We start from the raw sequence: 13,397 nt of genomic DNA, 5'->3' as shown, positions 1-13,397 counted from the left end.
TCATTTAGCATCAAGCGTGCCAATTTCTCCGTGGGTGTACGTTATTCACTTTCATCGTCGTCGGAACCGTCGACATTCATGCCCAGTTCCTTGATCTTGCGGGTCAGGGTATTGCGGCCCCAGCCCAGTAACTGCGCGGCATCGCGGCGTCTGCCGGCGGTGTGCTTGAGGGCGGTTTCGATCATGATGCGCTCGAATGCGGGTACCGCGATATCCAGCAGGTTGGTCACGCCACGGGCCAGTTCCTGGTCGGCCCAGGTGCGCAATCCGTGCTCCCAATGGCCGTCCGGCGCACTGTCCTGGTGCTGGGTGAGCAGTTCCGGGGGCAGGTCCTCGATCAGCACTTCTCGGCTGGATGCCATGACGGTGATCCAGCGGCAGGTATTTTCCAGCTGGCGCACGTTGCCGGGCCACGGCAGGTTGCGCAGATAGTCCTGGGTTTGCGGCTTGAGGGTCTTCGGTTCGACGGCCAGTTCCTGTGCGGCGCGCGCGAGGAAGTGCTGTGCCAGCGCCGGGATGTCCTCGCGGCGTTCGGCCAGCTTGGGAATATGAATGCGGATGACATTGAGGCGGTGGAACAGGTCCTCGCGGAATTTGCCGGCCTGCACCAGGCCTTCGAGGTTCTGGTGGGTGGCGGCAATGATGCGGACGTCGACCTTGATCGGGGTATGACCCCCGACCCGGTAGAACTCACCGTCAGCCAGCACGCGCAGCAGGCGGGTCTGGGTCTCGGCGGGCATGTCGCCGATCTCGTCAAGGAACAGTGTACCGCCGTCGGCCTGTTCAAAACGGCCGCGGCGCTGCACGGCGGCGCCGGTGAACGCGCCTTTCTCGTGACCGAACAGCTCGGACTCCATCAGATCCTTCGGAATCGCGGCCATGTTCAGCGCAATAAACGGGTTGCGCGCACGCGGGCTGTGGCGGTGCAGGGCGTGGGCGACCAGTTCTTTACCGGTACCGGATTCGCCGTTGATCAGTACGGTGATGTTGGAGTGCGACAGGCGACCGATGGCGCGGAAGACTTCCTGCATTGCCGGCGCTTCACCGATGATTTCCGGCGTGCGAGTCTGCAGGATTTCCTCTTCCTGCGCCTCCTGCTCATGGGTGTGGGCCAGTGCGCGGCGGACCAGGGCAACGGCTTCGTCCACGTCGAACGGCTTGGGCAGGTATTCGAACGCGCCGCCCTGGTACGAGGCGACGGCGCTGTCCAGATCGGAATGGGCGGTCATGATGATGACCGGCAGCTTGGGGTAGCGCTCGCGCACGGTGGCCAGCAGGTCCAGCCCGCTGGTGCCGGGCATGCGAATATCGCTGATCAGCACATCCGGATGCTGGCGCTGCAGGCGCGCCAGTGCGGCGTCTGCGCTATCGAAGGCGACCGGATCCATGCCTTCCTGTTGCAATGCCTTCTCCAGTACCCAGCGGATGGAGCGATCGTCGTCAACGATCCAGACATTCTCGGCGCGATTCTGTGAGCGGGTCATAAAGCAGTTCTCCAGGTCCGGTCCAGCCGGCAGGCAGTTGAGGCATTGCGCAGAGGCAGGCATGCGTAGGATCGAGCTGCCGGCGGGGCAGCTGTCGTTGTTCTTCGGAGGCGGCTGGTCATGTCAGTCGGCTCCCTCCTGTTCCAGTGGCAGAAACAGGGTGAAAGTGGTTTCTCCCGGTACGCTGTCGCACTCGATCAGCCCCTGATGCTGGCTGATGATGTTCTGGGTAATCGACAGGCCGAGGCCGGTACCCTCGGCGCGACCGCTGACCATCGGGTAGAAGATGCTTTCGGCAATATCGGCCGGGATGCCGGGGCCGTTGTCGATGACTTCGACCCGGCACACCAGTCGGTAACGGGTCTGGCCGATCGTGAACTGGCGCAGCGTCCGGGTGCGCAGGGTGATCTGGCCCTGTTCGAGCGGGCCGTTGGCGGCGAGTGCCTGCATGGCGTTGCGGACAATATTCAGCAGCGCCTGAATCAGTTGCTCGCGGTCGGCCTGCACGTCCGGAATACTTGGATCGTAGTCGCGCTTGATATGCAGCGCGCCCTGGGTTTCGGCCTCGATCAGGCTGCAGACGCGCTCGGTAATCTCGTGAATGTTGATCGGCCGCAGCGCCGGTGGCCGGTACGGGCCAAGCATGCTGTCGACCAGATTACGCAGGCGGTCGGCCTCTTCAATGATGACGTCGGTGTAGTCCTTGAGACCGTCTTCCGGTAGTTCCCGGGCCAGCAGCTGAGCGGCGCCGCGAATGCCGCCGAGCGGATTCTTGATCTCGTGGGCCAGGCCGCGAACCAGCACTTTGGTTACTTCCTGTTTGGACAGCTGTGCCTCTTCCTTGGTGATGCGCAGCAGGCGATCACGCGGGTACAGCTCCATCAGCAGCCAGTTGCGATTGGCGGCTATGATCGGCGTGACCGAGTAATCCGCCATCATGCTTTGTCCGTTGCTGAGGGTCAGTTGGGCTTCGCGCTTGGTGAAGGGGTGTCCGTTCTCGACTGCGTTGTGCAGTGAGTCCAGTGCCGCTGCACTGTCGGTGAACAGGTCCTGCACGGGCTGCTGATACACCCTTTGCCCGCTGACAGCGAGCAGCATTTCCGCCGCGGGGTTCATGAAGCTCAGGCGCAGGTCGCTGTCCAGCAGCAGTACCGCTGTGGTCAGGTTATCGAGAATCTGGCGTAGAAATCGGTCTGGCAGCATGGCTATATCCGTCGTTTGGGCAGGGAAATGCAAGAAGCGAACCAATTCGGGGCGCATTCGGGGCGACGCGGGCAATCGCTTGCCCATTTGTTTGTCGGCTTGCGTCTGGCATGCCCGGGGGCGTGCGCAGGCCCTGTATTTACTGGCTTTCTTGCTATCGCCGGCTGGCGTTGACAGAGGCTTTAGCCGTTCGTCGGGTTAAGCGTTGTCGGTCAGGCGCATTGCAACGGTGCGCGAATTGGAGTCGCGAGCGACGAGTATGCACCGAAATGGTGCGCTCGTCATTCGCGCTGAGGAGGGTCACGGGGTGCTGGCGGGTGGCTTGGGTACGTTGGGCGCTGTGGGGGCTGCCGGTGCCCGTGGCGCCTGATTCGGTGAGTTGATCCTCCCCGGCTGGTTGAGCGAGGTGCGTTGCACATGCACGGTAATGGGGCTGCTGGCGCTCAGTTCCTCGCCGCTGGTATTGGTGATGACGGCTTCAATCTGGTGCGATCCCCGGTCGAGGTTCGGCAGGGTCAGGCTGGCTTCGGTCTGACCCGAACCCGGCAGCGCCTGTGCTGACAGGGTGCCGTCGACCCGGGCGCGCAGCAGCGCACCGGTGCGCAAGGGAGGATCAATGGCAATGCTGAGAATCAGGTTGCCGTCATTGGCGCGCACGGCACTGTCGTTGGCAGGGCTGGTGATCTCCAGTCGCCGGTAACGGCCCTGGGCGGCAGCCGAGCTGCTGCTGCTCTCGTCGGGCTGATTGTAGGATGGTGAGGGGCGTGGCGGCTCCATTGCGTTTGGGGTGCTGACCTCAATGCGTCTGGCATTGGGTGAGGGTTGGTCCGAGTAGACGGTATTGCCCTCGGCATCAGTCCAGGTATAGATCTCGGCGGTGGCGCTCTGGCTGAAGATCAGCGCACTGCACAGGGCAAAGATAAGCTTGCGCGGCATTGTCGTACTCTCCTTGAGGTATCCATTCATGCTGGCACCGTCGGGAAGAGCTGGCAACTGCCTTCGTCTGCATCTGCGACAGACGTAAAAAAGGGGCGCCCGACTGGGCGCCCCTTTTGGGTGACAGTTGCCTGTCTCTGGATCAGACGCTGTAGTACAGGTCGTATTCCAGCGGGTGAACGAAGGTGCGAACCTTGATTTCTTCGGCGCTCTTCAGGTCGATGTAGGCGTCGATGAACTCGTTGGTGAACACGTCGCCCTTGGTCAGGAATTCGCGGTCTGCATCCAGCGATTCCAGTGCTTCCTTCAGGCTGCCGCAAACCTGCGGGATCTGTGCGGACTCTTCCGGCGGCAGATCGTACAGGTTCTTGTCGGCTGCATCGCCAGGGTGGATCTTGTTCTGGATACCATCCAGGCCGGCCATCAGCAGTGCAGCAAAGCACAGGTAGGGGTTGGCTGCCGGGTCCGGGAAGCGCGCTTCGATGCGGCGTGCTTTCGGGCTGGAAACGTACGGAATACGGATCGAGGCAGAGCGGTTGCGGGCGGAGTAGGCCAGCATGACCGGCGCTTCGAAGCCGGGAACCAGACGCTTGTAGGAGTTGGTGGCCGGGTTGGTGAACGCGTTCAGCGCCTTGCCGTGCTTGATGATGCCGCCGATGAAGTACAGGGCGGTGTCAGACAGGCCGGAGTAGCCTTCGCCAGCGAAGGTGTTGGTGCCGTCTTTGGAAATGGACATGTGAACGTGCATACCGGAACCGTTGTCGCCGTACAGCGGCTTCGGCATGAAGGTAGCGGTCTTGCCGAACGCGTCGGCAACGTTGTGCACGCAGTACTTCAGGGTTTGTACTTCGTCGGCCTTCTTCACCAGGGTGTTGAACAGCACGCCGATTTCGTTCTGGCCGGCAGTTGCCACTTCGTGGTGGTGAACTTCAACGGTCAGGCCCATTTCTTCCAGTGCGTTGCACATGGCGGTACGGATTTCGTGGTCGTGGTCGACCGGCGGAACCGGGAAGTAGCCGCCCTTGACGCCAGGACGATGACCTTTGTTGCCAGTCTCGAAATCGGCATCGGTGTTCCAGGAAGCTTGCTCAGAGAAGATCTTGAACATGGAGCCGGAGATGTCGGACTTGAATTTGACTTCGTCGAATACGAAGAATTCCGGCTCCGGACCAACGAATACGGTGTCACCGATACCGGTGGACTTCAGGTATTCCTCGGCGCGCTTGGCGATACCGCGCGGGTCGCGCTCGTAGCCCTGCATGGTGGAGGGCTCGATGATGTCGCAGACGATGATCAGCGTCGGCTCTTCGGTGAACGGGTCCAGAACGGCAGTGCTGTCATCGGGCATGAGGATCATGTCGGAGGCTTCGATGCCTTTCCAGCCGGCAATCGAGGAGCCGTCGAACATCTTGCCGTCTTCGAAGAAGTCATCATTGACATCACGTGCCGGCATGGTGACGTGCTGCTGCTTGCCCTTGGTATCGGTGAAGCGCAGGTCTACCCACTTCACGTCATGCTCGTTGATCAGTTGCATCGCTTTCGACATGGTTTCCTCCAACAGGAATCTTTTGCCAGACAGCGGGTCTGGCGCCTCATATAACGTCTAGCGGACAGGCCGCCGTTCGGTTGCATTACAAGTGAGCAAAAGGTGTGCCATTTCGGAGCATTGGCTGAAAGCCCCATTCTTGACATCTTCTGCTCCATAAACCGATGGTTCGCACCATTCTGGAGCACCTTGTTGGTGCAGTTGGTGTGGCTAGCGACCCAACTTGGTGCACGTTGCACGCGGCAGTTAGCCGAGCGCCGAGCGCCTGCTGCGCGTATAATGCAGCGCTTTGCGCACGATACGCCAGCCCCATGAAACTGATCATCAAATTTTTCCCGGAAATCACCATCAAGAGCCGCCAGGTTCGTAAACGCTTTGTCGCACAATTGAAGGGCAACCTGAAAAAGGTGTTGTCGGCGGTCGACCCCCAGGCCCGGGTCAACGGGAACTGGGACAGTCTTGAAGTCAATCTGGGGCCTGATGCGGCGCTGCAGCAGCGCTGCATTGAGCGTCTGCGCAACACGCCGGGTATTTCGCACTGCTTCGAGGTGCACGAGTATCCGCTTGGCAGCATCGATGAGTTGATTGAGCTGTGCGTGTCCAGCGTGGGCGAGCAGCTGCGCGGCAAGACCTTCGCGGTGCGCTGCAAGCGGGTGGGCACTCATCCGTTCTCCTCGCAGGACGTGGCGATCAAGGTTGGCAGCGCGCTTAACAGCCGCTGTGGCGCGGCAGGTGTGTCGCTGAAAGATCCTGAAGTAGAAGTGCATGTGGAGATTCGGGATCAGAAAATATATCTGATCCAGGCGCGTCATGAGGGCATGGGCGGCTTCCCGCTGGGCACCATGGAGCCGGTGCTCAGCCTGCTTTCCGGGGGGTTCGACTCCACTGTGGCGAGCTATCAGATGCTCCAGCGCGGTCTGCTGCCGCATTTCGTGTTCTTCAACCTGGGCGGTAGTGCCCATGAGCTGGGCGTGCGCCAGGTTGCCCATTACCTCTGGGAGCGCTACGCCAGCAGTCATCGCCTGCGCTTTGTCAGTGTTCCGTTCGAGGGCGTAGTCGCCGAGATTCTGCAGAACGTTGAAAACAGCCAAATGGGTGTAGTGCTCAAGCGCATGATGCTGCGGGCGGCGGACCGTGTGGCCTACCGTCTGGGTATCGATGCGCTGGTCACCGGTGAGGCCATTGCCCAGGTTGCCAGCCAGACGCTGCCGAATCTGAGCGTTATCGACAAGGCGGCCGAGCGGCTGGTCATTCGTCCGCTGATTACCACCAGCAAGCTGGATATTATTGATGTTGCCCGCCGCATCGGCACGCTCGAGTTTTCCAGCAGCATGCCTGAGTACTGCGGTGTTATCTCGGTGAGTCCGGCCATTCGTACCACAGTGGCGCGGGTTGAAGCGGCCGAAGCATCGTTCAACTTCGAGGTGTTGTCGCAGGCCATTGAAAGCGCGGTTTACAGCGAATGCAGCGAGCTGGGCGAGATGCTCGAGGGTGGTTCTCCGGTCGAGATTGTCGAGCAGGCGCTGACCGGGCAGATCGTGATCGATATCCGTCACCCCGACGAACAGGAACTGCGCCCAGTGCAGCTGGATGGCATCGAGGTGCTGTCGATTCCGTTCTACACCCTCAACAGCCGTTTTGCCGAGCTCGACCCTTCGCGCGCCTATCTGCTCTATTGCGAGAAAGGGGTGATGAGTCAGTTGCATGCCCAGTATCTGCTGGATGAGGGATATGGGAATGTGCGGGTGCTCAGGCCGAAGCGCTAGCGCTCGCGCTACCGCTTGAGCCGCAAGCCACAAGCCGCAAGCCACAAGCAAAACAGGGCGTGCCGGGAAGAAGGGCCGGCAAGGGTTGTCAGGCTCTTCATTGGCTTCAACGCTGCAAGAAGCTCTCAGAGGTCAAGAGCGAGCCGGTTTTGCTTGCTGCTTGTGGCTTGCTGCTTGAAGCTCGCGCGCCCGCTTGCACAAAAAACACACACTGTAACCCCCATATCTGTATAATGCTTCCCTCTTTTTTTCAGTATGCCGGCTGTCGCCGCATCACCCAGGACGCCCACAGTGATCGAGAATCTCCGCAATATCGCCATCATCGCGCACGTTGACCACGGCAAAACCACGCTGGTCGACGCTCTGCTGCGTCAATCCGGTACCCTGGATCGTAAGGAACTGGATTCCGAGCGGATCATGGATTCCAACGACCAGGAAAAGGAACGCGGCATTACCATTCTGGCGAAGAACACCGCCATCAAGTGGAACGGCTACAACATCAACATCGTCGACACCCCCGGCCACGCCGACTTTGGTGGCGAGGTTGAGCGCGTAATGTCCATGGTTGATTCGGTACTGCTGCTGGTTGATGCGGTTGACGGCCCGATGCCGCAAACCCGCTTCGTAACCCAGAAGGCCTTCCAGGCCGGTCTGCGTCCGATCGTGGTGGTAAACAAGATTGACCGTCCGGGCGCTCGCCCTGACTGGGTAATCGATCAGGTATTCGACCTGTTTGACAGCCTGGGTGCGACCGACGAGCAGCTGGACTTCCCGTTCGTCTACGCCTCCGCGATCAACGGCATCGCGGGTATGGACCCGGACGAGATGGCCGAGGATCTGACCCCGCTGTTCCAGACCATCGTTGACCGTGTGCCGTCCCCTGACGTTGACCTTGACGGTCCGTTCCAGATGCAGATCTCGGCACTGGACTACAACAGCTTCCTGGGCGTTATCGGTATTGGCCGCATCCGTCGCGGCAAGGTCAAGACCAACACCCCCGTCACCTCTATCGATGCGCAGGGCAAGAAGCGCAACGGCCGTATCCTGAAGATCATGGGTCACCACGGTCTGCAGCGCGTTGAAGTGGAAGAAGCGCAGGCTGGCGACATCGTCTGCATCAGTGGTTTTGATCCGCTGTTCATCTCCGACACCCTGTGCGACCAGCAGAACGTTGAAGCCATGCCGGCACTGACGGTCGACGAGCCGACCGTAAGCATGACCTTCCAGGTCAATGACTCGCCGTTCGCCGGCAAGGAAGGCAAGTTCGTCACCAGCCGCAACATCAAGGAGCGTCTGGAAAAGGAACTGCTGCACAACGTGGCTCTGCGCGTTGAAGAGGGCGACAGCGCCGACAAGTTCAAAGTTTCCGGTCGTGGCGAGCTGCACCTGTCGGTACTGATTGAAACCATGCGTCGTGAAGGCTTTGAGTTGGGGATCTCCCGTCCTGAGGTCGTCATCAAGGAAGTGGATGGCGAAAAGCAGGAGCCCTACGAGAACGTCACCATCGACATTGAAGAGCAGCATCAGGGTCCGATCATGGAGCAGATGGGCCTGCGCAAGGGTGATCTGGGCAACATGGTTCCGGATGGCAAGGGCCGTATTCGCCTGGAGTATGTTGTTCCGGCACGCGGCCTGATCGGCTTCCGTAACAGCTTCCTGACCATGACCTCGGGTACCGGCATCATCACCAGCACCTTCAGCCACTACGGGCCGATCAAGCAGGGTGACGTGGGCCACCGTCAGAACGGCGTGCTGGTCTCCATGGCAACCGGCAAGGCGCTGACCTACTCGCTGGAAACCCTGCAGGATCGCGGCAAGCTGTTCCTGGAGCCGGGTCAGGAGATCTATGAAGGTCAGCTGGCCGGTATTCACAGCCGTGACAACGACCTGGTCATCAACCCGACCAAGGGCAAGAAGCTCGACAACATGCGTGCTTCCGGCAAGGATGAAACCATCCAGCTGGTGCCGCCGGTCAAGTTCACCCTGGAGCAGGCGCTCGAGTTCATCGATGACGACGAACTGGTTGAGGTAACGCCGAAGTCCATTCGTCTGCGCAAGAAGCTGCTCAGCGAAACCGACCGCAAGCGCGCCAGCAAGAACTAAAGGCTGCCGCTGGTAAAGAAACCCGCTCCGGATTCCGGCGCGGGTTTTTTTGCGTCCAAAGGTCGGGGTTGGCGCAATGCCCGACCAATGGCTAGCTTATAAAGGCAAAACAAAAAATTCAAAGTGATATCATTGTGATATCAAATTTTGCGTAACGTACTGCCGTGGGGGCGGATGATGGCTGAAACTAATCGGGTTGGGCTGCAGCGCTGGATATGGCGCGCGTTTGTTCGCAGTGCGCTGATTCCGCTGGTGCTGGTTGAAGCGGCCCTTATTGCCATCTATCTGTTCAGCAACGCGGCCATTCGTGACGAGCAGACTTCCTACCTGCGCCAGGCGGCGCTGACCGAGTTGAGCAGCGCCGCACAGCTTGAGACGCGTGTCATCAACAGCCGTCTTGAGCAGTTGGCCGCGCTGACCGATGGTTATCGCAATCTGGTAGCCGAGGCGCTGGCAAAACCCATGACGTTACCTGATGTCGAGATCGATCGCACCGACAGCGGCGTGATGTTCAGTCCTCGGGATGCCGGCGGCGCTGCGGTTTTCTACTCGGGCGCAACGGCGCCAGAGCGGCAGGACCTGGACAAGGTTCGCCGGCTAACGACGCTGGACCCGGTCATGCGCGAACTGCAGCGCAGCAACCCGCTGATTGCCAGCGTCTACTTCAACAGCTGGGACAGCCTCAATCATATCTACCCCTGGTTCCATACGGCGGAGCAGTATCCGCATGATATGGTCATCCCGGATTACAATTTCTACTATCTGGCCGATGCCGAACATAATCCCGGTCGCGGCGTGGTATGGACCGACGTCTATCTCGATCCGGCCGGGCAGGGCTGGATGATGTCGGCCATTGCACCGGTCTATCGTGGGGATTTTCTCGAGGGTGTGGTGGGTATTGACGTAACCGTCGACGGTATCCTGAGTGAGATCAATGGTCTGCCGGTGCCTTGGGATGGCTATGCCATGCTGATCAGTTCGGACATGAATATCATGGCCATGCCACCGAAGGCAGAGCAGGATTTTGGCCTCCAGGAGCTGACCAGTCACACCTACCAGGAGGCAATTCGCCGCGAGATTTTCAAGCCGGCGGACTTCAACCTGGCGCAACGCACGGAAACTGCCGGGCTGGCCGAGGTGCTGCAAGCCCGTGATCAGGGTGTTGAGCAGTTAAAGCTGAACGACCGGGCACTGCTGGTCGGCTGGGAACGGGTTGAGCAGACTGGCTGGCGGCTGCTGACGGTGGTTGACGAGGAGACTCTGTTCGCCCAGACCAACTCGTTGGCCGAAGAGTATCGCCGCGTCGGTATGTGGCTGATCGCGGGGCTGGTGGCCTTCTACATTGTCTTCTTTGCCTTTCTGTGGGTGCGGGCCCGGGGCTTGACAGCCCGGCTGCTGGCGCCGATCGACGGTATCTCGCGGATGATGACCGATATTGGCGCCGAACGCTGGCGGCCTGCTCCAGTGCGTTCGGAGATCGCCGAGCTGGACGGCATGGCGCAGCATACCCATGAGATAGGCCTGCAACTGGAGCAAAGCCAACAGCACAATCGTAACGCCCAGCAGCGTATTGAGCTGGTACTCGACAGCACCACAGAGAGCATCTGGGAGTGGCATGTTAATGAAAACCTGATCGAGTTGCGCGGACGCTTCTGCGAGCGTTTCGGCTTGCCCCGGGGGTTGATCCCATTCGAGCAGTTCCAGGTCCGTATCCACCCGGATGATCGTGCCCGCGTGCGGGACGCCGAGCAGCTAGCCTTGCGCAGCGGTGGCCACTACGCCGCCGAGTTCCGCTTTGCCGACGAGCAGGGGCTGTATCACTGGCTGCTGAGCCGCGGACGGATACTGGAGCGTGATCCGGATACCGGCAAAGTGGTGATGGTTGCCGGCACCCACGTTGATATTGACGATCTCAAGCACATCGAAAGTGACTTGCGTTCGGCTACCCACGAAGCAGAAGCGGCCAACCTGGCCAAGGCCCGCTTTATCTCCAGCATGAGCCACGAGCTGCGCACGCCATTGAATGCGATTCTCGGTTTCGCCCAGCTGATGGAACTGGATAGTCAGGAGAAGGGCCAGCCCTCGGAGCATGTCGAAGAAATCCTGCTCGCCAGCCGGCACCTCAACACCTTGCTCAGCGACATTCTCGATTGGTCGACGATCCAGGTGGACGCGCGAAGGGTCGAGCGGGTGCCTACCGATGTGGGGCAGATCATGAGCGAAAGCGCCGAGATGGTCCGGCTTGCGATCAGTGAGCAGGGGCTGTCCTTCGAGGTGACGCCTGCACCTGAAGGGTTGACCGTGATGGCTGATCCGCGGCGGCTGCGGCAGGTAATGATCAATCTGCTATCGAATGCCAAGAAGTACAACAGTACCGGCGGGGCGGTGCGGCTCTACTGTGAGGTGCTTGGTAGCCGCCTCCGGCTGGTAGTCGAAGACACCGGCATGGGTATCAAGCCGGAGGATCAGGCGCTGCTGTTTGAGCCGTTCCAGCGCCTGGGTCGAGAGAATACGGCCATTCAGGGTACCGGAATCGGGTTGTCTATCTGCCGGGAATATACCCGTGCCATGGGCGGAGAGATTGGCGTGGACAGCGAGCCGGGCAGGGGCAGTCGATTCTGGGTGGAGCTGCCGCTCAGTTCGGTGCAACCGCTGCCCTCAAGCCACAGGCCGCTCATTTATTGCCTCAGTTCGGATTCGCAGTTGATTGAGCAGATACGTCAGGCGCTGTCGGAGCGGGCGCAGCTGCAGGTCGGCAATGCGGTGACCCTGCTTGATCATGCTGGTGGACAGCCTGTTCCCGCGCTGCTGCTGATTGACAGCGCGGCACTGGATGCCTCGACATTGCCGATGCTCAGGCGCCTGCGGCAGCAGCTGCCGGCCCCTGTACCACCGGTGCTGCTGCTGGCCGATACGCTCGGGTCGGAACTGGTAACCCAGTTGATGAGCGAGTGTCAGGGCCTGGTGCGCAAGCCGATGGATAGCGATGAGCTTGACGCGCTGGTGAGTGCGCTGTTGACGAAGGGGGAGACGGGCGATGCCCAATGAGGTTTTTCGGCAGGCCAGGGTGGTGGTGATCGATGATGTGCAGGCCAATCTGAGACTGCTTGAATCAAGTCTGCGGACTATGGGATTGGGGCAGGTGCATGGTTTCAGTGATTCGGCGCTCGGCCTCGAGTGGCTGCAGCAAAATCCCTGGGATCTGTTGCTGCTGGATCTGGACATGCCGGCGCCGGACGGTTTCGCGATTCTGCAGGCGCTGAGCGAGCGCGACCGTACGGCTCAGCAAGTGATTCTGGTCACCGCGCTTGGCGACGCCGCCAGTCGCCGCCGCGGTCTTGACCTAGGCGGGAACGACTATCTGACCAAGCCGGTTGATCTGCCGGAGTTGCTGTTGCGGGTGCGCAATTGCCTGCAACTGAGTTATGCCCACCGCCAGCTTGAGCAGGAGCGCGCGGCGCTGGAGGAGCGCGTGCAGGAGCGCACCGCTCGGCTGCGCGACAGCTATCAGGCGGTGATCCGGGCGCTGGCGCGGGCAGCTGGCTACAAGGATAACGAGACCGGCAATCACATCATGCGCATCGGCGAGACCGCAGCGCTGATGGCCCGGCAAATTGGTGCGCAGGAAACCTGGGTCGAGCTGCTACGGCTGGCTGCACCCATGCACGATGTCGGCAAGATCGGGATCCCGGACCACATTCTGCTCAAACCGGGCAAGTTGACGCCTGAAGAATTCGACATTATGAAGCAGCATGCGCGTATCGGACACGCCATTTTGGCTGACCGTGGACATTCCTCGCTGCTGGAGCTGGCGGCAGAGATCGCTCTCAATCACCACGAAAAGTGGGATGGCAGCGGATATCCTGCCGGACTCAAGGGGGAGGAAATTCCCATCTCTGCGCGTATTGTCGCCCTGTGCGACGTCTATGACGCCCTGCGCAGTTCTCGCCCCTACAAGCAGGGCTGGAGCGCAGAAAAAACGCAGGCATTCATTCTTGAACAGTCCGGCAAGCACTTTGACCCCAAGGGGTGGAGATCATGGCCGGGCTGTTTGATGAAATTGAGCGCATCAGGGATTCGTTGCGCGACCCCTGACGGGGCTTGAGGTCGGCAGCGGGACGGGGGTGGCAACCTGAGGTCCGGCGGCGGGCAACGGGATTCGTTTTCTGCAGACAGAATGCTAGTTGGCCGCCGCCGGAGCGGCCATCGCCCGAAAGGGTGGATTTGCCCGAGAGTCACCTGAATGGGTGCTGGTGTTGGGCGGGAGCGGCGCTAGAGTAGCGCTCAGGCAACCCGAGGTCCGAGACGGCGCAGGCCGGATCGTGATGTACCAACAACAAAAACCACGCACGATTCATG

Annotated in this window: 8 protein-coding genes; 4 read left to right on the top strand and 4 right to left on the bottom strand. The window is 60.5% G+C overall.

Translation table 11 applies throughout. The features are described from left to right. Window positions 1-41: 41 nt before the first annotated feature. From ntrC to glnA, 4 genes are all read right to left on the bottom strand, one after another. The gene (ntrC, locus tag ACZ5WQ_RS12750; protein WP_088276078.1) at window positions 42-1,484 is read right to left on the bottom strand and encodes a nitrogen regulation protein NR(I); all 1,443 of its coding nucleotides are present in this window, start codon (window positions 1,482-1,484) and stop codon (window positions 42-44) included. A gap of 123 nt (window positions 1,485-1,607) precedes the next feature. Then, on the bottom strand, window positions 1,608-2,687 hold the full coding sequence (gene glnL / locus ACZ5WQ_RS12745) for a nitrogen regulation protein NR(II) (RefSeq protein WP_088276079.1): 1,080 nt from the start codon (window positions 2,685-2,687) through the stop codon (window positions 1,608-1,610). 300 nt (window positions 2,688-2,987) lie between these two features. Further along, window positions 2,988-3,623: a DUF4124 domain-containing protein gene (locus ACZ5WQ_RS12740; protein ID WP_464382429.1), complete on the bottom strand. Its 636-nt coding sequence runs from the start codon at window positions 3,621-3,623 to the stop codon at window positions 2,988-2,990. 142 nt (window positions 3,624-3,765) lie between these two features. Then, window positions 3,766-5,169, bottom strand: coding sequence for a glutamate--ammonia ligase (glnA, locus tag ACZ5WQ_RS12735; protein ID WP_228247079.1), 1,404 nt, complete (start codon window positions 5,167-5,169; stop codon window positions 3,766-3,768). 311 nt (window positions 5,170-5,480) lie between these two features. On the opposite strand from glnA, the gene thiI reads away from it, so the two are divergent. The 4 genes from thiI to ACZ5WQ_RS12715 all read left to right on the top strand — a co-directional run bounded on the left by thiI (window position 5,481) and on the right by ACZ5WQ_RS12715 (window position 13,143). After that, entirely contained in the window at window positions 5,481-6,935 is a 1,455-nt protein-coding gene (gene thiI / locus ACZ5WQ_RS12730) for a tRNA uracil 4-sulfurtransferase ThiI (RefSeq protein WP_228247078.1), read from the top strand. Between the two features lie 291 nt (window positions 6,936-7,226). Beyond that, window positions 7,227-9,038, top strand: coding sequence for a translational GTPase TypA (typA, locus tag ACZ5WQ_RS12725; RefSeq protein WP_228247077.1), 1,812 nt, complete (start codon window positions 7,227-7,229; stop codon window positions 9,036-9,038). A gap of 177 nt (window positions 9,039-9,215) precedes the next feature. Continuing rightward, window positions 9,216-12,086 carry a sensor histidine kinase gene (locus ACZ5WQ_RS12720; protein ID WP_464382428.1) on the top strand — a complete coding sequence of 957 codons (2,871 nt, stop codon included), beginning with the start codon at window positions 9,216-9,218 and terminating at the stop codon, window positions 12,084-12,086. Further along, window positions 12,076-13,143 (top strand): HD domain-containing phosphohydrolase, encoded by a 1,068-nt coding sequence (locus ACZ5WQ_RS12715; RefSeq protein WP_464382427.1) that lies wholly within the window; start codon window positions 12,076-12,078, stop codon window positions 13,141-13,143. The genes ACZ5WQ_RS12720 and ACZ5WQ_RS12715 overlap by 11 nt, the downstream gene beginning before the upstream one ends. Window positions 13,144-13,397 lie beyond the last annotated feature (254 nt).

The sequence above is a fragment of the Halopseudomonas sp. T1L2 genome, from assembly GCF_055397385.1.
The sequence above is the reverse complement of the archived record's forward strand: the minus strand, read 5'-3'. Positions and strand labels throughout refer to the sequence as shown.

What these genes read in the sequence shown, in the direction of transcription:
- ntrC (WP_088276078.1), bottom strand. Translation starts at nt 1,484, where the DNA reads ATGACCCGCTCACAGAATCGCGCCGAGAATGTCTGGATCGTTGACGAC.
- glnA (WP_228247079.1), bottom strand. Translation starts at nt 5,169, where the DNA reads ATGTCGAAAGCGATGCAACTGATCAACGAGCATGACGTGAAGTGGGTA.
- ACZ5WQ_RS12720 (WP_464382428.1), top strand. Translation starts at nt 9,216, where the DNA reads ATGGCTGAAACTAATCGGGTTGGGCTGCAGCGCTGGATATGGCGCGCG.
- ACZ5WQ_RS12715 (WP_464382427.1), top strand. Translation starts at nt 12,076, where the DNA reads ATGCCCAATGAGGTTTTTCGGCAGGCCAGGGTGGTGGTGATCGATGAT.
- thiI (WP_228247078.1), top strand. Translation starts at nt 5,481, where the DNA reads ATGAAACTGATCATCAAATTTTTCCCGGAAATCACCATCAAGAGCCGC.
- ACZ5WQ_RS12740 (WP_464382429.1), bottom strand. Translation starts at nt 3,623, where the DNA reads ATGCCGCGCAAGCTTATCTTTGCCCTGTGCAGTGCGCTGATCTTCAGC.
- glnL (WP_088276079.1), bottom strand. Translation starts at nt 2,687, where the DNA reads ATGCTGCCAGACCGATTTCTACGCCAGATTCTCGATAACCTGACCACA.